The sequence below is a fragment of the Methylobacterium sp. 174MFSha1.1 genome, from assembly GCF_900116815.1.
Taxonomy (GTDB): Bacteria; Pseudomonadota; Alphaproteobacteria; order Rhizobiales; family Beijerinckiaceae; genus Methylobacterium.
Window position 1 is genome coordinate 181,595 of record NZ_FPCB01000005.1, and the last position, 22,164, is coordinate 203,758.

26 protein-coding genes are annotated in these 22,164 nt (G+C 71.8%); 15 read left to right on the forward strand and 11 right to left on the reverse strand.

The window, feature by feature from the left end; translation table 11 throughout:
- Positions 1 to 233 precede the first annotated feature (233 nt).
- Entirely contained in the window at positions 234 to 968 is a 735-nt protein-coding gene (locus BM430_RS02775; protein ID WP_093565032.1) for an NAD-dependent deacylase, read from the forward strand.
- On the opposite strand, the gene BM430_RS34490 is transcribed toward BM430_RS02775, so the two are convergent.
- Together BM430_RS34490 and BM430_RS02785 are read right to left on the reverse strand one after the other, a co-directional pair.
- On the reverse strand, positions 949 to 1,473 hold the full coding sequence (locus tag BM430_RS34490) for a hypothetical protein (protein WP_177302893.1): 525 nt from the start codon (positions 1,471 to 1,473) through the stop codon (positions 949 to 951). The two genes, BM430_RS02775 and BM430_RS34490, sit on opposite strands and share 20 nt — an antisense overlap.
- Positions 1,474 to 1,504: 31 nt before the next feature.
- The gene (locus tag BM430_RS02785) at positions 1,505 to 3,400 is read right to left on the reverse strand and encodes an AsmA family protein (protein ID WP_093565034.1); all 1,896 of its coding nucleotides are present in this window, start codon (positions 3,398 to 3,400) and stop codon (positions 1,505 to 1,507) included.
- 335 nt (positions 3,401 to 3,735) lie between these two features.
- Between BM430_RS02785 and BM430_RS02790 the strand changes: the two genes are divergently transcribed.
- Complete coding sequence (locus BM430_RS02790; protein ID WP_093565036.1) at positions 3,736 to 4,491, forward strand: CoA transferase subunit A; 756 nt, start codon at positions 3,736 to 3,738, stop codon at positions 4,489 to 4,491.
- Positions 4,492 to 4,513: 22 nt separating this feature from the next.
- Positions 4,514 to 5,179, forward strand: coding sequence for a 3-oxoacid CoA-transferase subunit B (locus BM430_RS02795; RefSeq protein ID WP_093565038.1), 666 nt, complete (start codon positions 4,514 to 4,516; stop codon positions 5,177 to 5,179).
- 228 nt (positions 5,180 to 5,407) lie between these two features.
- On the opposite strand, the gene BM430_RS02800 is transcribed toward BM430_RS02795, so the two are convergent.
- From BM430_RS02800 to BM430_RS02815, 4 genes are all read right to left on the reverse strand, one after another.
- Complete coding sequence (locus BM430_RS02800; RefSeq protein ID WP_093565040.1) at positions 5,408 to 6,235, reverse strand: phosphodiesterase; 828 nt, start codon at positions 6,233 to 6,235, stop codon at positions 5,408 to 5,410.
- Between the two features lie 223 nt (positions 6,236 to 6,458).
- Positions 6,459 to 7,787 carry an ABC transporter substrate-binding protein gene (locus BM430_RS02805; protein ID WP_093565042.1) on the reverse strand — a complete coding sequence of 443 codons (1,329 nt, stop codon included), beginning with the start codon at positions 7,785 to 7,787 and terminating at the stop codon, positions 6,459 to 6,461.
- Between the two features lie 13 nt (positions 7,788 to 7,800).
- Positions 7,801 to 8,649 (reverse strand): carbohydrate ABC transporter permease, encoded by an 849-nt coding sequence (locus BM430_RS02810; RefSeq protein ID WP_177302907.1) that lies wholly within the window; start codon positions 8,647 to 8,649, stop codon positions 7,801 to 7,803.
- Positions 8,646 to 9,497 (reverse strand): carbohydrate ABC transporter permease, encoded by an 852-nt coding sequence (locus tag BM430_RS02815; RefSeq protein ID WP_244539299.1) that lies wholly within the window; start codon positions 9,495 to 9,497, stop codon positions 8,646 to 8,648. Before BM430_RS02815 ends, BM430_RS02810 begins: the two co-directional genes overlap by 4 nt.
- A gap of 445 nt (positions 9,498 to 9,942) precedes the next feature.
- Here BM430_RS02815 and BM430_RS02820 point away from each other — a divergent pair, with 445 nt between their 5' ends.
- The gene (locus BM430_RS02820; RefSeq protein ID WP_093565046.1) at positions 9,943 to 10,329 is read left to right on the forward strand and encodes a TfoX/Sxy family protein; all 387 of its coding nucleotides are present in this window, start codon (positions 9,943 to 9,945) and stop codon (positions 10,327 to 10,329) included.
- A gap of 243 nt (positions 10,330 to 10,572) precedes the next feature.
- Here the strand turns inward: BM430_RS02820 and BM430_RS02825 are convergent, their stop codons facing one another.
- On the reverse strand, positions 10,573 to 11,982 hold the full coding sequence (locus tag BM430_RS02825; RefSeq protein ID WP_093565048.1) for a cytochrome P450: 1,410 nt from the start codon (positions 11,980 to 11,982) through the stop codon (positions 10,573 to 10,575).
- A 150-nt stretch (positions 11,983 to 12,132) separates the two neighbouring features.
- On the opposite strand from BM430_RS02825, the gene BM430_RS02830 reads away from it, so the two are divergent.
- A complete protein-coding gene (locus tag BM430_RS02830; protein ID WP_093565050.1) occupies positions 12,133 to 12,573 on the forward strand; it encodes an RNA polymerase sigma factor region1.1 domain-containing protein in 441 nt (146 codons plus the stop codon).
- 60 nt (positions 12,574 to 12,633) lie between these two features.
- The gene (locus tag BM430_RS02835; protein ID WP_093565052.1) at positions 12,634 to 13,761 is read left to right on the forward strand and encodes a carboxylate-amine ligase; all 1,128 of its coding nucleotides are present in this window, start codon (positions 12,634 to 12,636) and stop codon (positions 13,759 to 13,761) included.
- Positions 13,762 to 13,771: 10 nt separating this feature from the next.
- Here the strand turns inward: BM430_RS02835 and BM430_RS02840 are convergent, their stop codons facing one another.
- Positions 13,772 to 14,674: a LysR family transcriptional regulator gene (locus tag BM430_RS02840; protein WP_093565432.1), complete on the reverse strand. Its 903-nt coding sequence runs from the start codon at positions 14,672 to 14,674 to the stop codon at positions 13,772 to 13,774.
- Positions 14,675 to 14,786: 112 nt separating this feature from the next.
- Here BM430_RS02840 and BM430_RS02845 point away from each other — a divergent pair, with 112 nt between their 5' ends.
- The 9 genes from BM430_RS02845 (at position 14,787) to BM430_RS02885 (ending at position 18,952) form a co-directional block, all read left to right on the forward strand.
- Entirely contained in the window at positions 14,787 to 15,656 is an 870-nt protein-coding gene (locus tag BM430_RS02845) for an aldo/keto reductase family oxidoreductase (RefSeq protein WP_093565054.1), read from the forward strand.
- Positions 15,657 to 15,835: 179 nt separating this feature from the next.
- Positions 15,836 to 16,348 carry a hypothetical protein gene (locus tag BM430_RS02850; protein WP_093565056.1) on the forward strand — a complete coding sequence of 171 codons (513 nt, stop codon included), beginning with the start codon at positions 15,836 to 15,838 and terminating at the stop codon, positions 16,346 to 16,348.
- Positions 16,349 to 16,591: 243 nt separating this feature from the next.
- Positions 16,592 to 16,792, forward strand: coding sequence for a DUF433 domain-containing protein (locus BM430_RS02855; RefSeq protein WP_244539283.1), 201 nt, complete (start codon positions 16,592 to 16,594; stop codon positions 16,790 to 16,792).
- Entirely contained in the window at positions 16,789 to 17,193 is a 405-nt protein-coding gene (locus BM430_RS02860) for a hypothetical protein (RefSeq protein ID WP_093565060.1), read from the forward strand. The genes BM430_RS02855 and BM430_RS02860 overlap by 4 nt, the downstream gene beginning before the upstream one ends.
- 256 nt (positions 17,194 to 17,449) lie before the next feature.
- Positions 17,450 to 17,677 (forward strand): hypothetical protein, encoded by a 228-nt coding sequence (locus tag BM430_RS02865; RefSeq protein WP_093565062.1) that lies wholly within the window; start codon positions 17,450 to 17,452, stop codon positions 17,675 to 17,677.
- On the forward strand, positions 17,637 to 17,981 hold the full coding sequence (locus BM430_RS02870) for a type II toxin-antitoxin system RelE/ParE family toxin (RefSeq protein WP_093565064.1): 345 nt from the start codon (positions 17,637 to 17,639) through the stop codon (positions 17,979 to 17,981). The genes BM430_RS02865 and BM430_RS02870 overlap by 41 nt, the downstream gene beginning before the upstream one ends.
- A 94-nt stretch (positions 17,982 to 18,075) precedes the next feature.
- Positions 18,076 to 18,303, forward strand: coding sequence for a hypothetical protein (locus BM430_RS02875; RefSeq protein ID WP_093565066.1), 228 nt, complete (start codon positions 18,076 to 18,078; stop codon positions 18,301 to 18,303).
- On the forward strand, positions 18,300 to 18,587 hold the full coding sequence (locus tag BM430_RS02880; RefSeq protein ID WP_244539285.1) for a type II toxin-antitoxin system RelE/ParE family toxin: 288 nt from the start codon (positions 18,300 to 18,302) through the stop codon (positions 18,585 to 18,587). The genes BM430_RS02875 and BM430_RS02880 overlap by 4 nt, the downstream gene beginning before the upstream one ends.
- A complete protein-coding gene (locus BM430_RS02885) occupies positions 18,584 to 18,952 on the forward strand; it encodes a cupin domain-containing protein (protein ID WP_093565070.1) in 369 nt (122 codons plus the stop codon). The genes BM430_RS02880 and BM430_RS02885 overlap by 4 nt, the downstream gene beginning before the upstream one ends.
- On the opposite strand, the gene BM430_RS02890 is transcribed toward BM430_RS02885, so the two are convergent.
- From BM430_RS02890 to metG, 3 genes are read right to left on the reverse strand one after another with little or no spacing between them, the layout of a single operon-like run.
- Positions 18,919 to 19,725, reverse strand: coding sequence for an MBL fold metallo-hydrolase (locus tag BM430_RS02890; protein ID WP_093565072.1), 807 nt, complete (start codon positions 19,723 to 19,725; stop codon positions 18,919 to 18,921). The genes BM430_RS02885 and BM430_RS02890 overlap by 34 nt on opposite strands.
- Before the next feature lie 15 nt (positions 19,726 to 19,740).
- Positions 19,741 to 20,526 (reverse strand): TatD family hydrolase, encoded by a 786-nt coding sequence (locus BM430_RS02895; RefSeq protein WP_244539286.1) that lies wholly within the window; start codon positions 20,524 to 20,526, stop codon positions 19,741 to 19,743.
- Positions 20,523 to 22,070, reverse strand: coding sequence for a methionine--tRNA ligase (metG, locus tag BM430_RS02900; protein WP_093565074.1), 1,548 nt, complete (start codon positions 22,068 to 22,070; stop codon positions 20,523 to 20,525). Before metG ends, BM430_RS02895 begins: the two co-directional genes overlap by 4 nt.
- Positions 22,071 to 22,164 lie beyond the last annotated feature (94 nt).

Genomic DNA, 22,164 nt, shown 5'->3' on the forward strand with positions numbered 1-22,164 from the left:
GTCCTGAAGCGATCTGTTCGGAATCAGTCGCCCGGCGCCATGCGCACGGGCACGATCCTCACTTAGGATGGGTGACAGGGATTGTCCATGCCAAGAATTGATAAAGTCTCAACGGAGGTCACAGTGACGGCACCGCGATGGTCAGGAACCGGCGTTGTTCTGCCGCGCGCGAGCTTTGACACAATCGTGTCCCAGTCGTCGCCCGAATCGCGACACCGGCGGGAGGGCCGCGCGTGAATCTCTTCATCCTCACCGGGGCCGGGATCTCGGCCGAGAGCGGGCTCGGCACCTTCCGGGATCCGGGCGGGCTGTGGCGACGGTTCGATCCGATGCGGCTCGCCACCCCCGAGGCCTTCGCGGCGGAGCCCGAGGAGGTCCACGCCTTCTACAACCTGCGCCGGCAGGGCGTGCGGGAGGCGGCGCCCAACGCCGCCCACGCGGCGCTCGCGCGCCTGGAGGCGGGTCTCGCCGCCCGCGGCGGCCGGCTCTTCCTGTGCACCCAGAACGTCGACGACCTGCACGAGCGTGCTGGCTCGCGCCGGGTCACCCACATGCACGGCGAATTGATGCGGGCGCGCTGCACCGCCTGCGGCGCGGGCCGCCCCTGGGCGGAGGATCTCTCCGTCGACACCGCCTGCCCGTCCTGCGGGCGGCGGGGCGGGATGCGCCCGGACGTGGTCTGGTTCGGCGAGATGCCGCTCCACCTCGACGTCATCGCCGAGGCCCTCGACGAATCCGACCTGTTCGTCGCCATCGGCACCTCCGGGGCGGTCTATCCGGCGGCGGGCTTCGTGGCGCGGGCGCGGGAAGCCGGGATCCCGACCCGCGAGATCAACCTCGCCCCCTCCGACACGGCCGGCCTGTTCGCGCATGCCACCTACGGCCCGGCCACGCAGGCGGTGCCGGCCTTCGTGGACGAACTCCTGCGGCAGGCCGGCGGCGGCGAGGTCAACGGACCGACACCCTGACGTCGAGCTGGGTGGCCGAGCCGTCGGGCTGGATGAGCAGCACCCGGAAGGCGTCCAGGCCCTCGTAGCCCTCGGCGGCCTCGAAGATCATCTTCAGGCCCTCGACCTTGCGGGGGTTGCAGGCGGCGAGCGGCGACGAGGGGGCGTAGCGCGGGAACGAGGCTTCCGCCGTGAAGCGCACGCTGCCGTGCTTCGGCGCCTCGACGAGGCGGGCCACCACCGGCCCCTGGACCGAGCAATCCGGAAACAGGCTCGTGAAGAACCCGATGGCGCGGGCCTCGTTCATCGGCACGACCCGGAAGTAGGGCGTCGCCGGCAGGGCCGGGAAGCCGCCCGGGGCTGGCGCGGCGGTCGGTGCCTCCGGAGGGGCCGGCGCAGGAATCGGCGAAGGTGCGGCTTGGACCGGGGCGGGTGCCGGCTGAGCCGGCGCGCCGGCGCAGGGCAGGGCGGCGAGGCAGGCGAGCGCCCCGGCCAGGGTGCGTCGGCGCTTCGGTGATGGCGTCACGGGCGCTCCCTCGATGGTCTTGCGGTTCCGCTCAGGGCGCGTAGGCGCTGGCGGCGGCCGGCAGGGTGGTGGGGGCCGGCATGCGGGCGGCCAGCGGCCGCAGGCTCGGGCGCAGCCACGGCCCCTCGATGGCGAACCGCCCGCCCGTCCGCCCGTCGGGGCCGGGCTCGATCCGCGCCTCGGCGCCCAGGCGCCGCTCGGCGAGGAAGATCCGGCCGCCGAGGCTCGCGGCCAGCGCCGCGCCCCGCAGCTGCCCCTGGCCGATCTCGGCGACGCCGTCGCTCACCGTCAGGCCGACCCGGGCGCGCTCGAAATGGGTGCGGCCGCCCCGGCGCAGGGCGGTGGCGGCGGTCTCGGGGCGCTGGGCGAGGTCGGCGAGGTTCACGCCCAGGATCTCCCCGCCCTCGACCGTGACGGCGGCCCGGCCGGCGAGGCGCCCGACGAGGTCGGCGAGGCTCGATCCGGCGCCGTCGAGGGCGACCGATCCCTGCGCCCGGCCGAGGATCCAGCGCGGCCAGCCGAGATCGGCGAAGAGGCCGCCGAGGTCGACCCGGTCGGCGCTGCCCTGGAGGCGGGCGTCGAGGCCGGCGGGCAGGGCGGCGAGCGCCGCCCGCCCCTTGACGGTGCCGCCCTGCACGGTGGCCCGCCCGAGCGTCGCCTCCACGGTGCCGTCGCGCACCAGCAGGCCGGCGGCGACGTCCTGCGCCTCGACCGGGCCGAGGCGGGCGGAGGCCGCCGAGAGGCGCAGGTCGAGGTCGCCGTAGGCGAAATCGTCGAGGGCGAGCGGCGCCCGGCTCCAAGTGCCGCCAGACCCCGCGCCGCCGGCCCCCGCGCCGCCGGACCCCGCCTCGGACAGGAAGCCCCCCCCGGGCACCAGGCCCGAGAGGTCGAGCCGCTCGGCCGCGAGCGTGCCGGTGACGGAGAGCCGCCCGCGCACCAGGGCGGCGGCGCCGGCGCCCTCGAGCTGGCTGTCGCCGACCCGCACCCGGATCTCGGGCCATTCCACCCCGCCGGGGCGGGCGAGGAAGCGCCCGTCGAGGCTCACCGGGCCAGCGAGCGCAGCGAGGCCGGGCGCGATCCCGAGCCAGGCCAGGGTGCCGGGCAGGGCGGCGGTGGAGAAGCGGCCCTGGCCGGACAGGCGCGGGCCCCCAGTCGCGGCCTCCTTCGCGGGGCTGTCCTTCGATGCCTCTCTTGCCCAGGCCAGGCTGCCCTCGATCTCGGCGCTGCCCTCGATCCGGGCGTCGCTGCCCGCGGCGCGCGCGCCCGCCCCGTTCCAGGTCAGGGCGGCGACGAAAGGGGTCTCGGCCCCGGCCGCGAGCTCGCGCGGGCGCAGGCCCGACAGGGCGAGGGAGGACGGCACCCCGCGCCAGGTGAAGGCGGCGGACAGGTCGAGCCCGGCGCTCGGGCGCGGCCAGTTCGCCACCAGGTTGAGGCCGGTGATCGTCTCGGGGGCGCCTGTGCGGGGATCGCGCAGGGAGAGCGTCGCGTCGACGAGGACGAGGCGGCGCAGGTGCCGGCCGCGGCCCGCGGCGACCCGCGCGGCGAGCCGGGCCGCCGGCTCGGTCCAGTCGCGGTCGGCGTCCGGAGACAGGGCGATCCGGGCCCGGTCGAGGACGAGGCCGGTGATTTCGGCCCGGCCGGCGAGGAGACCGGCGAGGCCGAGCTGCACCTGCAGGCCTTCGCTCGCGACGAGGTCGTGGCCGCCGCGGCTGAGGCGCACCCCGGCGAAGGTCAGGCGCGGGGCCGGCAGCAGCGTCAGGGTGGCGGGGCCGGCGACCGCGAGGCCGAGGCCGTAGCGCCGCGCCAGGTCCCGCTCCGCGAAGGCGGCCGCCCGCGGCGCCGCGATCGTCCAGGGCAGGGAGGCGGCCGTGACCGCGAGCGCCGTGACGGCGGCGCCGCTCAGGGCCAGGGTGGTTCGGCGCGACATCGCTCTCCGGCTGCCGGCGTGGACGAGAACTCGTGCGCCCCCCCGGGCGCCGCCCAGGCCGGCCTCGTTGGGCCCGCCGGCGGCATACGCCTTCCCCGATCCCCTATAATCCCTCGCGCGCGGCTTGTCTCCCCGGCAGGATTTTCCCGCCGGCCGGGATTTCCGCTCCGGATTTCCCATCCATGGGCTCCCTCCCGCAGCGAGGCATTTTCCTGCGGGCGCCCGGTGGTGCGGCGCCGCAACGATGCTAAACAGGGCGGCGAGGCGCCGCATCCGTGCGGGACAACGAGGGCGCTCGCGCGCTCCGGCGGCACCAGAATTTGGGGAAACGAGGGATGAAGAAGGTATACCCCGACGCCACCGCCGCCCTGGCGGGCGTCCTGCGGGACGGCATGACGATCATGGCCGGCGGCTTCGGCCTGTGCGGCATTCCGGACGTCCTCATCGACGCGGTGCGCGAGAGCGGCGCCAAGGACCTCACGGTCATCTCGAACAATGCCGGCATCGACGGCGTCGGCCTCGGCGTGCTGCTCGAGACCCGGCAGATCAAGAAGATGATCTCGTCCTATGTCGGCGAGAACAAGACCTTCGCCAAGCAGTACCTCGCCGGCGAGCTCGAGATCGAGTTCAACCCGCAGGGCACCCTGGCCGAGCGCATCCGCGCCGGCGGCGCCGGCGTCCCGGCCTTCTTCACCAAGACCGGCGTCGGCACCCTGATCGCCGAGGGCAAGGAGACCCGGGAGTTCGACGGCGAGACCTACGTGATGGAGCGCGGCCTGTTCGCCGACGTCTCGCTGGTCCACGCCTGGAAGGGCGACACCGAGGGCAACCTCGTCTACCGGAAGACCGCCCGGAACTTCAACCCGATGATGGCCTCGGCCTCGCGCATGACCATCGCGCAGGTCGAGCACCTGGTGAAGCCGGGCGAGATCGACCCCGACCACATCATCACGCCCGGCGTGTTCGTGAAGCGGATGATCCACGTGCCGAACGCGCAGAAGCGCATCGAGCAGCGCACCACCCGCAAGCGTGCCGAAGCCGCCCCGAACGCCGAACCCGCGCCCGCCCCGACGGGCGGCGGCGCCATCTGAACGAGCGAGAGAGGAGACGACCATGGCCTGGACCCGCGACCAGATGGCGGCTCGCGCCGCCCGCGAGCTCGAGGACGGCTTCTACGTCAATCTCGGCATCGGCATCCCGACGCTGGTGTCGAACTACATCCCCGACGGCATGTCGGTGCAGCTCCAGTCCGAGAACGGGATGCTCGGCATGGGCCCGTTCCCGTACGAGGGCGAGGAGGATCCCGACCTCATCAACGCCGGCAAGCAGACCATCACCGAACTGCCGACCACGAGCTACTTCTCGTCGGCCGATTCGTTCGGGATGATCCGCGGCGGCCACATCGACCTGTCGATCCTCGGCGCGATGCAGGTGGCCCAGAACGGCGACCTCGCCAACTGGATGATCCCCGGCAAGATGGTGAAGGGGATGGGCGGCGCGATGGACCTCGTCGCCGGCGTCAAGAAGGTCGTCGTGGTGATGGAGCACGTCGCCAAGGCCAAGGACGGCTCGGAATCCCCGAAGCTGCTCGAGGCCTGCGACCTGCCGCTCACCGGCACCCACGTGGTCGACATGGTGATCACCGATCTCGGCGTCTTCACCATCGACAAGAAGGGTGACGGCGGCATGAGCCTGGTCGAGCTCGCCGACGGCGTCACCGAGGACGAGGTGCGGGCGAAGACGCAAGGCCAGTACCGGGTAGCGCTGAAGAACACCTGAGGGCCGCATGCCTTGAGACCGAAATCTCAAGGTGAGGCACGCTTCCCCTCTCCCGTGTGGGAGAGGGGTCAGGGGTGAGGGTGCTACGGTCCTGAGTCATACTCCGACCGATCCGCTACCAGCACGATCTTCAGAGCTTTACACTGAAGTGTAGCACCCTCACCCCTACCCCTCTCCCACACGGGAGAGGGGATCCCGCGTCATATTCTTGGAATTCTATTCTTGATATCAGTGCTGCCCCGGATAGGCGGCATCCAGCACGAACGGGTAAGGCCCGTCGAAGCTCTCGACATACACCATGTGGCTCACGATCCCGCTCTCCGGCGTGTAGCGGTGGAGCAGGTAGGCCGGCGGCTCGAAGACGAGCGCACCCTCGTGCTCCGGTGTGAGATCGAAGGCGACCTGGTGGGTCACGCTCGGGGCGATCTGGGCGATCGTGCCGGCGTAGCGGGTCAGGATCGGCCGGTGGTGGTGGCCGCACAGGATCCGCTCGATCGAGGTCTGAGCCCCGATCAGCCGCCGGAACGCCGCCTCGCCGTCGAGGAGCCGGATCTGGTCCATGTGGACGAGGCCGCATTCGAAGGGCGGGTGGTGCATGAAGACCAGGGTCGGGCGGCCGTCGCCGCCGGCGAGCGCCCGCTCGAGGAAGCCGAGGCGCTCCGTGCAGAGCGCGCCGTGGCTCGCGCCCGCCACCAGCGTGTCGAGGGCGATCAGGCGGACCGGGTGATCCTCGACCGTGTACTGGACGAAGCCGTCCGTCGCGCCGGGCATCCAGGCCGCCGGCAGCACCTCGCGCATCGTCTCGCGCTGGTCGTGGTTGCCGGGCACCACGTAGACCGGCATCGGCAGCCGGGCGAGGAGCCCGCGCAGAAGCTCGTATTCCTCGGGCAAGCCGCAATCGGTGAGGTCGCCGGAAATCAGCACCAGGTCGGGGCGGGGATCGAGGGCGAGGAGGTGCGCCACCGCGCGGGCGACCATCGCGTTGGTCTCGGAGACCCGGTAGGCCGGCAGCCCGCGGGGGCGCACGTGCAGGTCGGTGATCTGGGCGATGAGCATGGGGGTGTCCGGTCGAGAAGGGCAGAACGCCCTTTCCCGGGCGCATGCAGCGTCAGCGGAATGCGACCCGGGATCCAGCACGAGACGTCGCGAAGCGACCGCTTGCTTGCAACGGTGCAAACAATGAGCCGCTTCGCGGCGAGTCCTTGTGCTGGATCCCGGATCTCCTTCCGCTTCGCTTCAGTCGTCCGGGAAAGGGGTGCGTTTCACGTCGAAATGTGCGTCACTCCGCGCCCGGCAGGCGCAGGGCGGTGTCCTCGACGTAGGGGCGCATCAGGGTATCGGCGGCCTTCTGGGCGGCGACGAGCGCCTCCTTCGGCTGGCGCTTGCCCGCGAGCACCGCCTGCAACTCGTCCTCGATCGCCTTGCGCACCGGCACGGTGCGGTAGGTGGCGAACCACGGTTTCGCGTTGGCGAGCTGGTCGACGGCGATCTTGGCGTCCGGGTTCTTCTCCAGGAACGCCTTCATCTCAGCTAAGTCGTAGGCGGCCTTGTTGGGGGCGAAGTAGCCCGTGGCGCGGCTCCACCAGCCCGACTTCTCGGGCGAGGTCAGCCACTGGATCAGGGTCCAGCCGGCGGCGCGCTTCTCCGGCGAGAGGCCGGCCGGCTGCACCAGCGAGGCGCCGCCGATCGGCACCGCCTGGCGCACGTTCATCGGCACGAAGGCGACCCGGAACGGGAACTTGGCGGTGTCGCGGATGAAGGTGAGCGAGCCCGTCGAGATGATCATCATCGAGGCCTGGCCGGCCAGGAAGGCGCCGGTCACCGCCGGGCCCTTCTGCTCGCCGGCCGGATGCACCTTGGCCTTGTGGACCAGGTCCGACCAGAAGGTGAGGGCGCCGAGCATGGTCGGGGTGTCGTAATAGACCTCGCCGCCATACTCCTCGTTGTAGTAGCGCCCGCCGTTCGACATCGTCAGGGCTTCGAGGATCCAGCCGCCGTAATCGTAGTTCGAGGGCATCATCAGGCCCCAGCGGGTGGTGCGGTCGCCCTCGCGCTTCGTCAGCTTGCGGGCGGCGTCGGTGAGTTCCGCCCAGGTCCGCGGCGGCTTGTCCGGGTCGAGGCCGACCTCCTTGAAGTGGTCGGCGTTGATGTAGAGCAGCGGGGTCGAGTTGTGGAACGGCACGCCGTAGACCTTGCGGTCGATCACGGCGTTGGGGAGCAGCGCCGGGAAGAACTGGCCGGTGAAGGCGTCCTGGCTCTTGCCGTCCTTCTGGATCAGGTCGTCCATCGGCACGATCTCGCGCTCGATGGCGAGGTCGGTGAGGAAGTTCGCCGACATGATGACCGCCGCCGGCGGCTTGCCGGCCTTGATCGACGCGCGGGTCTTGAGCAGCGTGTCGTCGTAGGAGCCGGTGAAGACCGGGGTCGCCTTGATGTCGGGGTGGGAGTCGTTGAACTCCTTGATGAGCCCCGTCATGTTGCGGGCGAGCGCCCCGTCGACCGGGACGGGGAAGAACAGCTCGATGTCGGTCGCGAATGCGGGCCGCGGCGCGGCGAGGCCGGCCGCCGCCACCAGGGCGAGGGCGGCGCCCTTCCACCAGGAAATCATCTTCAATTGTCCTCTACTTGATGCCGGAGGCGAGGAAGCTGTTCACGAACCGGCGCTGGAAGATCAGGAAGGCGGCGAGCAGCGGCAGGCTGACCAGGAAGGTGCCGGCCGCGATCAGCCCCCAGGCCTGCATGCCCTCGGCGCTGAGCGTGAAGCTCGCGAGACCCAGGGTGAGGGGGCGTTTGTCGGGGGAGTTGATGACCATCAGCGGCCACAGGAACTCGTTCCAGTGGCTGGTGACCGAGACGATCGAGAAGGCGACCAAGGCCGGCTTGGTCAGCGGCAGGTAGATGAGGCGGATGCGCGCCCACCAGCCTGCGCCGTCGATCATCGCGGCGTCCTCGAGCTCCTGCGGCACCTCGCGGAAGCTCTGGCGCATCAGGAAGGTGCCGAAGGCGGTGGCGAAGTAGGGCGCCATCACCCCCGGCAGGGTGTCGTAGAGGCCCAGAGCCGCGACCGTCTTCAGGTTCGGCACCAGCAGCACCACCGGCACCAGCATCAGCTGGACCAGGAACAGGGCGAACAGGAACCCGCGGCCGGCGAAGTCGAGGCGGGCGAAGACGTAGCCGGCCAGCGAGGCCGTGACGAGCTGCACCGCCAGGATGCCGGCGCAGAGCACGGCCGAGTTGAGGAAGTAGAGCGGGAAATCGGCCGAGGCCCAGGCCTCGGCGAAGTTCGCGAGCGTCGGCGTCAGCGAGGGCAGGAGCGAGGCGTCGGCGCCCGATCCCGCTGGCCGGAACGCCGCCACCAGCATCCACCAGAACGGCACCGCCCAGACGAGAGCGAGGCCGGCGACGACCCAGCGGGCGATGTGCGGCGTGATCTCCCGGGTCACCGGACCCGATTGCATCGTCGCGCTCATCGGGCCGCCTCCGGGCCTTGGGCACGGCCGAGCGACAGGGCGGTGAGAGCGGCGAGGAGCGCCAGCGTCACCACCGTGGCGGCGGCGGCGCGGCCGGCATCGTAGCGCTCGGCGGCCTGCTCGTAGATGTAGAACAGCAGGAGCTTCGTCGCGTCCGAGGGCCCGCCCTTGGTCAGCACGAAGACGTGGTCGACCTGCGTCACCGCGTTGAGGAGCGCGATCACGCCGACGAAGGCGAAGGTCGGGCGGAGCGCCGGCAGCGTCACGTGACGCAGGCGCTGCCAGGGACCTGCGCCGTCGAGGAGCGCGGCCTCGCGGGCCTCGTCGGGGATCGCCTGCAGGCCGGCCAGGATGAACAGCATGTAGTAGCCGGCATTCTTCCACACGGTGAGCACCGTGATGGCGGCGAGCGCGAGATCCGGATCGCCGAGCCAGTTGGCGCCGGCGAATCCGAGCCGGGCAAGGTGGTGGTCGATGAGGCCGATGCCGGGCAGGAACAGGAACAGGAACAGCGCGGCGGCAGCCACCAGCGGGATCATCACCGGCAGGAAGAACACCGCCCGCATCAGGGCCCGCATCCGGCCGGCGCCGTTGAGCGCCAGCGCGAAGGCGAGCGCCAGGACCAGGCTCGGCACCACCGTGCCCAGGGCGTAGAGCGCGTTGTTGAGGAGCGCGCGCTGGAAGGTCGGATCGGCGAACAGCGCGGCGAAGTTGTCGAGGCCCACGAAGCGGGTGCCCCGGCGCGTCACCTGATGGGTCGCGTCCCACAGGACCTCGATGACCGGCCAGTAGGTGAACAGGGCGAGGAAGACGAGGGAGGGGCTGAGCAGGGCGAGCGGCAGAAGCAGGCCGGCAAAGGGCCGGCGCGCCGCGTCGGGCTCGGCCGCGCGGGTCGCCGGAAGCGTATCGAGAACGTGGGTCAAGGGATCCGCCGGAGGTATCGGGACCGGCGCGTCATCGTGCGGTTTCGTGACAGGCGGATGAAATCGGCGACGACCTAGGCCGTGTTTCCGATCTTCGCGCGGCGCGGACCCGGCTCATCCCGTGGTCCGGTCCCGTTCCGGACAGTCGCGCGAGGCGGAACTTTATCGTCTCACCGGCGCCCGTCGCCGGCAGAGCTCGCGGCGGGCCTGCAACATCTTGCCGGATCGTCGGCCGGCGGCCGCGATGACGGTGCGGAATTGGGCTGCGCGCCTCGACGGCTCACCGGGCTTGCCCGCGCGACCCCCGGCGGCGAAGCTCGGCCGATGGGGCCAGAGGGCGAATCTCAGGTAGCAAATCCGGGGGCCAATCATGGAGCACGGCGACCGCGCGTTCCTCGCGGAGATGCTGGCGCCGCTCGGCGCCGTCGCGATCCGCCGGATGTTCGGCGGGCTCGGGCTGTTTCACGATCGTCTGATGTTCGGGCTCGTCGTGCGCGGCGCGCTCTACCTGAAGGCGGCTCCCGAGGAGACCGCGTCCTTCGCGGCCGAGGGCGGCGCGCCGTTCTCCTACGACGTGAAGGGCGGCCGGACGACCACGATCGCGAGCTACTGGCGGGCGCCGGACCGGCTCGCCGACGAGCCGGAGGAGTTCGTGGCCTGGGCGCGGCGGGCCTGCGCGGCGGCGGAAGCCGCCGACCGGGCGAAGCCGGCGGGGCGGAGGAGGGTGGGGCGGAGGAGGGTGGGGCAGGGGGAGTGATCTTGGTCCCGAGCCTTCGTCATCGGGCCGGCGGATCTGAAGTCCTCCATGTCATTCCGGGGCCGCGCAGCGGAGCCCGGAATCCAGAACCGCAGGACATCCAGAAAAAGGCGGGTCGCGTTCCGCCCGATACTGCACCATCTGCGGCTCTGGATCCCGGGCTCCGCTACGCGGCCCCGGGATGACCTTGTGCAATGGGAACGAGAGCGCAACCTCCCGCTTGCACACGCATCAGAGTAGGCCTCAGCGCAGGCTCACCCGCATCGGCATCCCCTCCGCCGGGCGCAAGGTGATGCGCTGCTTGAGCACCGGCAGGTAGCCGGGCCGCAGCGAGAACCGGAGCGAGCGCACCAGCACCGCCAGGATCGCCACCGCCTCGGAGAGCGCGAAGCCCATGCCGATGCAGATGCGGGGACCGGCCGCGAAGGGCAGGTAGGCGTAGCGGTCGCGGGCCTTGGCGGCCTCGGGGGCGAAGCGGGCGGGGTCGAAGCGCTCCGGCTCGTCCCACAGGGTGGCGTGGCGGTGCACGGCGTAGATCGGGATGGTGATCGGCGTGCCGGCCTTCACCGGCACCCCGTCGAGGTCGACGTCGCGGAGGGCCGCCCGCACCACCACCGGCACCGGGGGGTAGAGCCGCATCGCCTCGAGGATCACCTGGCGGGTATAGGGCAGGGCGTCGACGTGGTCGGCGGTCAGCGGCCCGCCCCCGGTCGCCGCCTCGACCTCGGCGGCGATCAGCGCCTCGCTCTCCGGGTGGTGGGCGAGCAGATAGAACGCCCAGGTGAGGGCGAGCGCCGTGGTCTCGTGCCCGGCGGTGACGAAGGTGAGCAGGTTGTCGGCGACGTCGCGGTCGTCCATCGCCTGGCCGGTCTCCGGGTCGCGGGCGGCGAGCAGCAGGCTCATCAGGTCGTTGCGGCCTTCCGTGCCGTTGCGGCGGCCTTCCGCGGACAGGCGGAAGAGTTCGTCGCGCAGGTAGCTCTTCGCCCGGTCGGCGCGGGCCCGGCCCGGGAACGGTATCCAGGCCGGCGCCCGCAGCAGCGTGAGGGCGAAGACCCAGCTGGTCGACTCGAGGTAGTCGGTGATGCCCTGCTCGACCCGGGCGGCGTCGATCCGGCCGGCGCCCGAGAGCATCGTCTCGACGATGATCTCGAAGGTGGTGCGCATCATCGTCTGGGCGATGTCGATCTCGGCACCCGGATCCGTGCCGGCACCGGCCGCCAGGGCGTCGCGGGTGCGCTCGGCGGCCCTGATCATCGCCGGCACGAAGCTGCGGATGCGCTCGGCCCGGAAGATCGGCGCCGCCGCCCGGCGCTGCCAGCGCCAGCGCGCCCCGTCGGCGGTCAGGATCGCGTCGCCCAAAGCCGGCGAGAGGGCGCGGCGCAGGACCTCCGACTTCTCGAACGCGTCGGCCTCGTCGACCATCACCCGCCGGATCAGGTTCGGGGCCATCACGAACAGGCTCGACGTGCCGAGGAACTCGGAGGTGTAGTGCGGCTCCCGGTAGATCGTCTCGGGCCAGGCCTCGAGCGGGTTGCGCACCACCGTGCGCAGGAAGCGCCACGGCCCGAGCGGCCGCGCCGGCGGCGTGATCCGGGCGAGGACCGGACGCGGCTCCTCGGGGGCCGGACGGACATGGGTCGAGTGGGCGTTCATGGCTCGCCTGGGTTCGGGTGGTCCCGACGGACACCGGGAGCCCGGGTCTTGTCCACCCCCATCTGGGCGCGAGCGTGACGGGAAACGCCGCCGGCCCGTGCGCGTTGGCACATCATCGACCGGACTTCCGGCAGACCGGAGCCTCCCGCCATGCAGGCCGCCTTCGACCGCGCCACCCTCGACCGCCTGGTCGCCCTCGGCCGGAGCCAGGGCGGGCTGGGTCCCGACGACCTGCGCCGCGCCCTGCCGGTCGACCGGATGAGCGCCGAGGACATCGCGATGGTGCTGATCGAGCTGGAGGAGGCCGGGATCTCGGTCGATCCGGACGATTCTCTGCTGTCGTCCGGCCGCCCGCTGCCGCCCGCCGGCACGGTCCGGCTGCCGGAGCCGGCGACCGGGGCCCCGCCGCCGCCCGCGCCGGACACGCCGTCCGCCGCGACGGCCGCACCCGCCCCGACGCCCCGCGCTGCGGCGCCCCCGGCCGCCCGGGGCGGCGCGCACCGTGCGGTGACCTGGGCGGTGATCTGGGCGGGCCTCGCCGCGCTCGTCCTCGCCCTCCTCGTCCTGGCGCTGTGGGCCGGGCGGAGCTGACACCGTGGCCGGCCGGTAGCCGGCGCCTATATTCCTGCACTCTCGGAGAACCCCCCATCCATGACCGGCCCCGCCTACCGCTTCGGCATCGAGGAGGAGTTCTTCCTGGCGGATGCCGCGACCCGCGGCACGCCGCGCGAGGGCGCGCGGGGCTTCCACGCCGCCGCCAAGGCCCTGCTGCCGGCGGCCGAGCGCGAGCTCCTGCAGAGCCAGATCGAGATCGCGACGCCGCCGGCGACGAGTCTCGAGGAGGCCCGGTCCGGCCTCGCCTCCCTGCGCCGGGGGCTCGCCGAGATCGGCCGGGCGCACGGGATCCTCGTCTTCGGCGCCGGCACCCATCCGGGCGCCGCCTGGGACGCGCAGGCCCCGACCGACGGGGCGCGCTACCACGGCATCCTCGACGAGGTGCGGATGGTGGGCCAGCGCAGCCTGGCGAGCGGCATGCACGTCCATGTCGAGGTGGCGCGGCCCGACGGCCGGGTCGACCTGATGAACCGGCTGCTGCCGTTCCTGCCGGTGCTGCTGTCGCTCTCGGTCTCCTCGCCGTTCTGGGAGGGGCGCGACACCGGCCTGTGCGGCTACCGCCTGTGCGCGTTCGGTGAGCTGCCGCGCACCGGCCTGCCCGACCTGTTCTCCAGCAACCAGGAATTCGAGCGCTACGTCGCGGTGATGACGGCGGCCGGGGCGATCCAGGATGCGAGCTTCCTGTGGTGGTACCTGCGGCCCTCGATCCGCTACCCGACGCTGGAACTGCGCATCGCCGATGCCTGCACGCGGGTCGAGGACGCCGTGGCGATCGCCGGCCTCTACCGCTGCCTCGTGCGCGCCGCCGAGCGCCGCCCCGACCTGAATGCCGGCCTCGACGGGGTCGCCCGGGCGGTGATCCGCGAGAACCTGTGGCGGGCCCAGCGCGACGGCGTGCGCGCCGCCCTGATCGATCCGCAGGCCGGCCGCGCGGTGCCCTACGGCGAGGCCCTGGAGGCCGTGCTGGCGCTCGTCGCCGAGGACGCGGCGGCTCTCGGCTGCGCGCAGGCCCTCGATGAGGCCCGCCGCATCGCCCGCGACGGCACCAGCGCCGACCGCCAGCGCGCGGCCTACGCGGCTGGGCGTGGCGAGGACGGGGAGGACGCGGCCGGCATCGCCGCGGTGGTCGACGCCCTGGCGCGGGAGACCGAGGGGCGGGCGTAGGGCAGGGGGCTCATTCCCGCCGCGCCCCGATGAAGTCCACGAAGGCCCGCAGCGGCGCCGGCAGGTAGCGCCGGCCCGGATAGTACAGGAACGGCCCGGAGAAGCGCGGCCACCACGGCTCCAGGACGGGTTCCAGCGCCCCGCTGTCGAGATGCGGCCGCAGCCAGTCCTCGAACAGCCCGATCACGCCGAGCCCGGCGACGGCCGCCTCGACCGCGAGGTCGGTGGCGGTGCCGACCCGCACGGTGAGCGGGCCGGTCGGCTCGATCCGCACGGTCTCGCCGTCGCGCTCGAACGCCCACTCGGTCCGCGCGCCGCTGGCGAAGCGGCCGCGCAGGCAGGCATGCGCCAGGAGATCGCGCGGATGGGACGGCCGCCCGCGCCGGTCGAGATAGGCCGGCGCCGCGGCGGTGGCGTAACGCTGCGTGCGCGGACCGATCGGCACCGCGATCATGTCCGGCTCCAGGCGCTCCTCGTAGCGGATGCCGGCGTCGCAGCCCGCCGCCAGCACGTCGACGAAGCCGTCCTCGGCGACGACGTCGAGGTGGATGTCCGGATAGGCGGCGAGGAAGGGCGGGACGATTGTAGGCAGCACGAGGCGCGCCGCGCTCACCGGCACGTTGAGGCGCAAATTGCCGGCCGGCCGGTCGCGAAAGCCGTTGACCACGTCGAGGGCCGCCGCGACCTCGCCGAGGGCGGGCTTCAGCCGCTCGAGCAGCCGCGCCCCGGCCTCGGTCGGCGCGACGCTGCGGGTCGTGCGGTGGAGGAGCCGGACCCCGAACCCCGCTTCGAGACGGCGCACCGCCTCGCTCAGGGTCGAGGCGCCGGTCTCGCGGATCCGCGCCGCCTCGCGGAAGCCGCCGGCCTCCGCCACCGCCACGAAGGCTGCGAGGTCGCCCAGATCCGCCGTCATCGGTTCGGTCGCCATCGTTCGTGATCCCGCACAGCCTGTCCGGATTGCACCGTCTTATCGTGCAGCCGCGCGGCGTCTAGATCCGGGTCGTCAGCGAGCCGGGAGACGGATCATGAGCGGGATCGAGAAAGCGGGAACCTACGCCCTGGGGGATCGGCGCGTGCGGCGCCTCGGCTACGGCGCGATGCAGCTCGCCGGCCCGGGCGTGTTCGGCCCGCCGAAGGACCGGGCCGAGGCGATGGCGGTCCTGCGCGAGGCGGTGGCGCAGGGCGTGAACCACATCGACACCAGCGACTTCTACGGCCCCCACGTCACCAACGCGATCATCCGCGAGGCCCTGCACCCATACCCGGACGACCTCGTGATCGTCACCAAGGTCGGCGCGGTGCGCGGGGCGGACGCGTCGTGGAACCCGGCCTTCTCGGCCGAGGCGCTGACGCAGGCGGTGCACGACAACCTGCGCCATCTCGGCCTCGACGTGCTGGATGTCGTCAACCTGCGGGCGATGTTCAGCGTGCACGGGCCGGCCGAGGGCTCGCTCGCGGCGCCGCTCGAGGTCCTGGCCGACCTCCGGCGCCGGGGGCTGATCCGCCGGATCGGGCTCAGCAACGTCACCGCGGCCCAGGTGACGGAAGCGCGCGGCATCACCGACATCGCCTGCGTGCAGAACCACTACAACCTCGTCCACCGGGCCGACGACGTCCTGATCGACGCGCTGGCGGCCGAGGGGATTGCCTACGTGCCGTTCTTCCCGCTCGGCGGCTTCAGCCCGATCCAGTCGCAGGGCCTGTCGGAGGTCGCCGCGTCCCTCGCCGCGACGCCGATGCAGGTGGCGCTGGCCTGGCTCCTGCGCCGGTCGCAGAACCTCCTGCTCATTCCCGGCACCTCGTCGCGGGCGCATCTGCGCGAGAACCTGAGCGCTGCGGCGCTGGAGCTGCCGGAGGCGGCGATGCGGGCGCTCGACGGGATCGCCGGGGCGTAGGGCGGGCCGGGATCGCGGCCGGGCGGCGACGATCGCGGTCCGGGGATTAATCCTGTGCCATCAGCGATTTATTCCTGTCCGCGCACGCGGAACAAGTGCCTCCGCCTCGGCTTCCCCGGGGGGCGAGGTCGGGGCCGAGCGCGCGACGCCCCGGATCGCCCCCATCGACGGAGCAGCCCTTGACCCTCTCGAGCCGCCAGGAAGCCCGCCTGCTGACCGCCGACGAGACCGAGCTCGTCGGCCGGTCGCACCACCCCCGGATCCAGGACGTCGCGACCCGGGACCTCGACGACCTGATCCACCGCCTGCGCGAGCGCCGGGACCGGGCCCGCGGCATCGCCCACCGCCAGCGCCGGGAGATGCGCGGCCGGGCGGCGCCCGCGGGCGCGCGGCCCGCCGCGGACGATACCGGCTCGCGCCGGAAGGCGGCCTTGCTCGCCTCGGCGGTCAAGCGCGCCAGCAAGGAGCGCGAGCGGCGCCGCACGGCCGAGGCCCGCGGCAGCCTGGTCTCGCAGGCCCGGCGCGCCCTGGCGCTGCGGCGCGAGGCCGGCGATCCGGCCTCCGGCCGGCCGGGCTCGCGCACCGCGCACGACGGCATGAACCCGGTCCCGAACGAGCGCGAGGCGCCGTCGGGCGCGCTCCGGCAGGAGGGCCAGGAGATCGCCATGCGCCGGGGCGGCGGGCCGCGCTGAGCTGGGGCCCCGTCCAGGGCTCCACACGGCCTTCCGGGCGTGCTGGCCTGGAAGGCCGTTTCGCCGATCTTGTTCGCCGATCTTGGGCCCTGCGGGTGGAAGGGCCCTGACGCGATCGTCCGAAGAGCCTATCCTGCGCAGCGGGAGTAACGTCTCCCGCACGCGATGCGGCAGGAGCCGACAGGCATGACAACCACCCGAACGTCCGATGCACCAGCGTCAGGTCGATCCCTGGACGACATCGTGACCTCGAACCCGGCCATCCTGTCGGGTCGCCGGGTCTTTCGTGGCACCCGCGTGCCGGTCGAGGTGCTGTTCGAGAACCTGGCGGATGGCCTGTCGCTGGACGAGATCCTGGACAGCTACGAGGCCCTGAACCGGGACGACGTCCTGGCCGTACTCGACTTCGCCGCACAGGCGATCGCCGGATCCAGGGCGGCGTGAGGACCGTCGTCGACGAGGGCGTTCCACGCCAGCTCGTCCAGGCGCTGCGCGATTACGGGATCGATGCCTCCCGCTTTCCTCGCCACTGGGCGGCACTCGGCAACGGCGCACTGATCAGGACGATCGAGGAGGCCGGCTTCGCGGTGCTCGTGACCAACGACAAGAACATGGCCCATCAGCAGAGCTTGCGGGGTCGCACGATCGCGATCGTGGCGCTCCCGTACAACAAGCGGCGGCTGATCCTGGAGCGGGCCGAGGCCATTGCGGACACGATCACGCAAGCGGGGCCGGGTGAGCACGTCGCAATCGGCCTGGACGGGCGACGTCTCGTCCAGGCCATCGTCGATGGCGTGCCCGTCTCGCGCGAACTGTCGACCATCGCGCCGTTCAAGATGCGCTGAGAGGAGTGCGCCGATCGAGGCGCATCCATCGCCGATTGACGTCCGCCGCTCGCCCGTTTCGGCGACCCGTCGGACGGGGAGGTTGGACATCCAGCCCGGTCCGCGACAGCGCCCTTCCTCCCCCCTGAATATGATTCGCATAATTAGCATTATGGAACGAAAGGACGGGTCGGGGCCGTGTGGGATGGGTTCCGCCGGGCCGCGGCGCCTTGCGGTTTCCCTTCTGGCAGGTGCGAATCGGGTGCATAGTGGCGGCATGACCGAGCTTCTCGAAAAGGCGGTTCGGACCGCCCGCGCCCTTTCCCCCGACATGCAGGACGAGATCGCCCGCATGGTGCTGGCCTATGCCGGGCACGATGACCCGGTGATCGCGTTGACGCTTGAGGAAGAGGCCGACCTGATCGAGGCGCAGGCCGAGATGAAGCGCGGCGAGTTCGCCACAGATGCCGAGGTGGAAGCCGTGCTGTCCAAGTACCGGCTTTGAGTTGCCGGTTTTGAGGCTACGTTTTCAGAAGCGGGCCTTGCAGCAGATCGAAACGGCGCTGGCCTCCATCGCGGCCGAGTCCCCGCAAGGCGCAGCCAACGTCGAGAAGCGATTGCGCATGACGCTGGCCCGCTTGCAGCAGCATCCGCAATCCGGCAGCAGGACGCCCATCCCGGGCGTGCGTCGTGCCACTCTGACCCCTTACCCTTACCATGTCGATTATTTCGTCAGCCGCGACGAGATCGTGGTGCAGCGGTTCCGGCATTCCGCTCGCAAGCCCTTGAGCACGGACAGGCCGTCATGACGATCTCCGGCTGCGCGCACGTTTCGGGTTTTGTCAGGTCGCGGGCCTTGCGGTTTCCCTTCTGGCCGGCACGAATCGGGTGCATAGTGGCGGCATGACCGAGCTTCTCGAGAAAGCCATCGAACGCGCCCGCGCCCTCCCGCCTGAAACGCAGGACGAGGTCGCTCGTGCCATGCTGGTCGTCCTCGACGACGAGCAGAGCCTCGTCGTTCTCGGCCCCGAGGAGAAGGCGTCGTTCGCCAAATCCCTCGCACAGGCCGCCCGGGGCGAGTTCGCGAGCGACGAGCGGATGCGGGCCATCTGGGCGAAGCACGGCCTGTGAGGCTGCGCTACACGCCCGAGGCGGCGGACGAGCTCGAGCAGATACTGGACGGGATCTCCGCGATATCTCCGGGTGGCGGCCGCCGCGTCCTGGCCCGCATTCAGGCAGCGACCGACCGTCTGCTCGAACGGCCCTACAGCGGACCGCTGACCAACCTCCAGCCTATGCGCCGGATCTTGGCCAGTCCTTACCTGATCTTCTACACCATAACCGAAGATGAGGTCGTTGTGGTCGGCATCCGTCACGGTGCCCGCGACCCCGCGACGATGCCGGACGCGCAATGACGAGCGCACCCCCACCCACCGCCAACCTCTTCGCCGGCCTGCCTGCGACGCCCCGGCCCGACGAGACCGTCGACGTCCTGGCGCGAACTCCGCAGGCCCGCATCGAGCGGATCGTCTCCACCGGCCAGGCCAGCCCGCCGGGCTTCTGGTACGACCAGCCGTGGGACGAATGGGTCGTGCTGCTCTCGGGATCCGCCGGCCTGCACCTGCACGGCGAGCGTGAGCCGCGGCGGCTCGCGCCCGGCGACCACCTGATGATCCCGGCGCATCTCCGCCACCGGGTCGAGTGGACCGATCCCGACGCGCCGACGGTCTGGCTCGCGATCCACCTTCAGCCATCGACCTCGACCGTAAGCCCGTCATAGGCCGGCACCACCCCGGGCGGCAGGCGCCGGCGCAAGGTCTCGTAATCGAGGTCGGTGTGGAGGTTGGTCAGGATGGCGCGGCGCGGGCGCACCTCCTCGATCAGCGCCAGGGCATCCGGCACCGAGAAATGGGTCGGGTGCGGCGTGTCGCGCAGGGCATCGATGATCAGGAGGTCGAGATTGTCGAGCTGCGCCTTGGCGGCGTCCGGCATGGTGCTGACGTCCGGCGCGTAGGCCGCGTCGGCGAAGCGGAAGCCCAGGGCCGTCTCGGGCCCGTGCTCCATCGCGAAGGCCGTGGCGGTCACCGGCCCGCCCGGACCCTCGACGGTCACCGGCGCGCCGGTCTCGAGCTCATGCAGGTCGAGGATCGGCGGGTAGAGGCTGCCCGGCCGCGAGGTGAAGCAGTAGCCGAACCGGGCCTTGAGCAGCGCCGAGGTCTCGGCGTCGGCATGGACCGCGATGCGCCGGCGCATGTGGATCACCATGGCGCGCACGTCGTCGATGCCGTGGGTGTGGTCGGCGTGGGAATGGGTGAACAGGATGCCGTCGAGGCGCTGCACCTCGGCGTCGAGGAGCTGCTCGCGCAGGTCCGGCGAGGTGTCGACGAGCACGGTCGTCGCCTCGCTCTCGGTGTCGCGGCGCCGCACCAGCAGCGAGCAGCGCCGGCGCCGGTTGCGGGAATCGGCCGGGTCGCAGGCGCCCCAGCCGTAGCCGACCCGCGGCACGCCGCCCGAGGAGCCGCAGCCCAGGATGCGAAGGGTCAGGGTCGGCATGCGTGTCAAAAACCCTCAACGGTGGGCGGCGGCCTTGTCGAACAGGCGGTAGAAGTTGCCGGTGGTGAGCGTCGCGAGGTCGTCGGCGCTCAGCCCCACGGTCTCGGCCAGCACCCGGGCGGTGTCGGCGACGAAGGCCGGCTCGTTCGGCCGGCCCCGGTGCGGCACCGGCGCGAGGTACGGCGCGTCGGTCTCGACGAGCAGGCGCTCGCGCGGCACGGAGGCGGCGATCGACCGGATCTCGTCCGAGTTGCGGAACGTGACGATGCCGGAGAACGACACGTACAGACCGAGCGCGACCCCGGTCTCGGCGAGCCCCCGCCCCGACGAGAAGCAATGCAGCACCGCCTTGAACGGGCCCTCGGCCATCTCCTCGGTGAGGATCTGCGCCACATCCTCGTCCGCCTCGCGGGCGTGGATGACGAGCGGCAGCCCACTCTCCCGCGCCGCCGCGATGTGGGTGCGGAACACGCGCTGCTGCACGTCCCGCGGCGCGTAATCGTAGTGGTAGTCGAGCCCGGCCTCGCCGATGCCGATGCAGCGCGGATGGCGCGAGAGGTCAACGATCTCGGCCGCCGGCACGTCCGGCTCCTCGCCGGCCTGGTGCGGGTGGGTGCCGACCGTGAACAGCACCTCCGGATGGGCCTCGCTCAGAGCCCGGTAGGTCTCGAACCGGCGCACCCGGGTTGAGATCGTCACCATCCGGTCGATCCCGGCCGCCTTCGCCCGGGCCAGCACCTCGGGCAGCCGCTCGGCGAGGCCGGGCGAGTCGAGGTGGCAGTGACTGTCGACCAGGCTCACGCCTCGGGCTCCACGTAGCGCGGGAAGATCGGGCTCGGCGCCGGAAGGGCCGTGCCGGTCACGAGCCGCCCCTGCGCCCCGACATCGGCGAGGTTGCGCGAATCGGGCGCCACCGCCAGCAGGTCGAGGAGCCGGGCGGCGGCGGTCGGGATGAAGGGCTGGACCAGGATGCCGATCGCTCGCAGCACCTCGGCGGTGGTGTAGAGAACCGCCTCCATCCGGGCCGGATCGGTCTTGCGCAGGGTCCACGGCTCCTGGCCGGCAAAGTAGCGGTTGGCCTCCGCCACCACGGCCCAGATCTCGGCCAGCACCGCGTGCAGGGCGAGGTCCTGCATCAGCCCCCTCGCCTTCTCCGGCAGCGCGTCGGCCATCGCCAGGAGAGCCCGGTCGGCGGCGGAGGGCTCGCCCGCGTTCGGAACCTGACCGCCGCAATTGCGGGCGATCATGGTCAGCGAGCGCTGGGCGAGGTTGCCGAGGTCGTTGGCGAGGTCGGCGTTGAGCCGGTTGACGATCGCCTCGTGCGAGTAGCTGCCGTCCTGGCCGAACGGCACCTCGCGCAGCACGAAGTAGCGCAGCGGGTCGACGCCGTAGATGTCGGCGAGGCCGACCGGATCGACGACGTTGCCGACCGACTTCGACATCTTCTCCCCCTTGTTGAGGAGGAAGCCGTGGCCGAAGACGCGCTTCGGCACCGGGATGCCGGCCGACATCAGGAAGGCCGGCCAGTACACGGCGTGGAAGCGGATGATGTCCTTGCCGATGACGTGGAGGTCGGCCGGCCAGTGGCGCCAGCGCGGATCGGCCTCGTCGGGGAAGCCGCAGGACGTGATGTAGTTCGTGAGCGCGTCGACCCAGACATACATCACGTGCGCGGGGCTGCCCGGCACCGGCACGCCCCAGTCGAAGGTGGTGCGGCTGACCGAGAGGTCCTGCAGGCCCGAGCGGACGAAGCTCGTCACCTCGTTGCGGCGGGTGTCGGGGCCGATGAAGTCCGGATGGGCCTCGTAATGGGCGAGCAGGCGCTCGGCATAGGCCGAGAGCCGGAAGAAGTAGCTCTCCTCCTCGACCCACTCGACCGGCGTGCCGGTCTTCTCCGCCCGGCGGCTGCCGTCCGGCGCCGTGACCAGCTCGGATTCGTCGTAATAGGCTTCGTCGCGGACCGAGTACCAGCCGGCATACTTGGCGAGGTAGATGTCGCCGTTCGCCTCCATCCGGCGCCACAGGGCCTGGGCGGAGGCGATGTGGTCGGCGTCGGTGGTGCGGATGAAGCGGTCGAAGGAGCAGTCGAGCCGCTCGGCCATGGTGCGGAAGCGCGGCGCCATGTCGTCGACGAAGGCGCGCGGGCTGATCCCGGCCTTGGCGGCGGTCTGCTGGATCTTGAGGCCGTGCTCGTCGGTGCCGGTGGTGAAGAACACGTCGTAGCCGTCGAGGCGCTTGAAGCGCGCGATGGCGTCGGCGGCGATCACCTCGTAGGCGTGGCCGATATGCGGCACCCCGTTGGGGTACGAGATGGCGGTGGTGATGAAGTACGGCTCGCCCGCCACGACTGACGTTCCCGGATGGTTGGCTTCGGATCGCGAAGGCGCCCGCGAGGGCGCCCGTCCGAGCCTTAGAGCAAATTCGGGCGGCGGTGCCCAC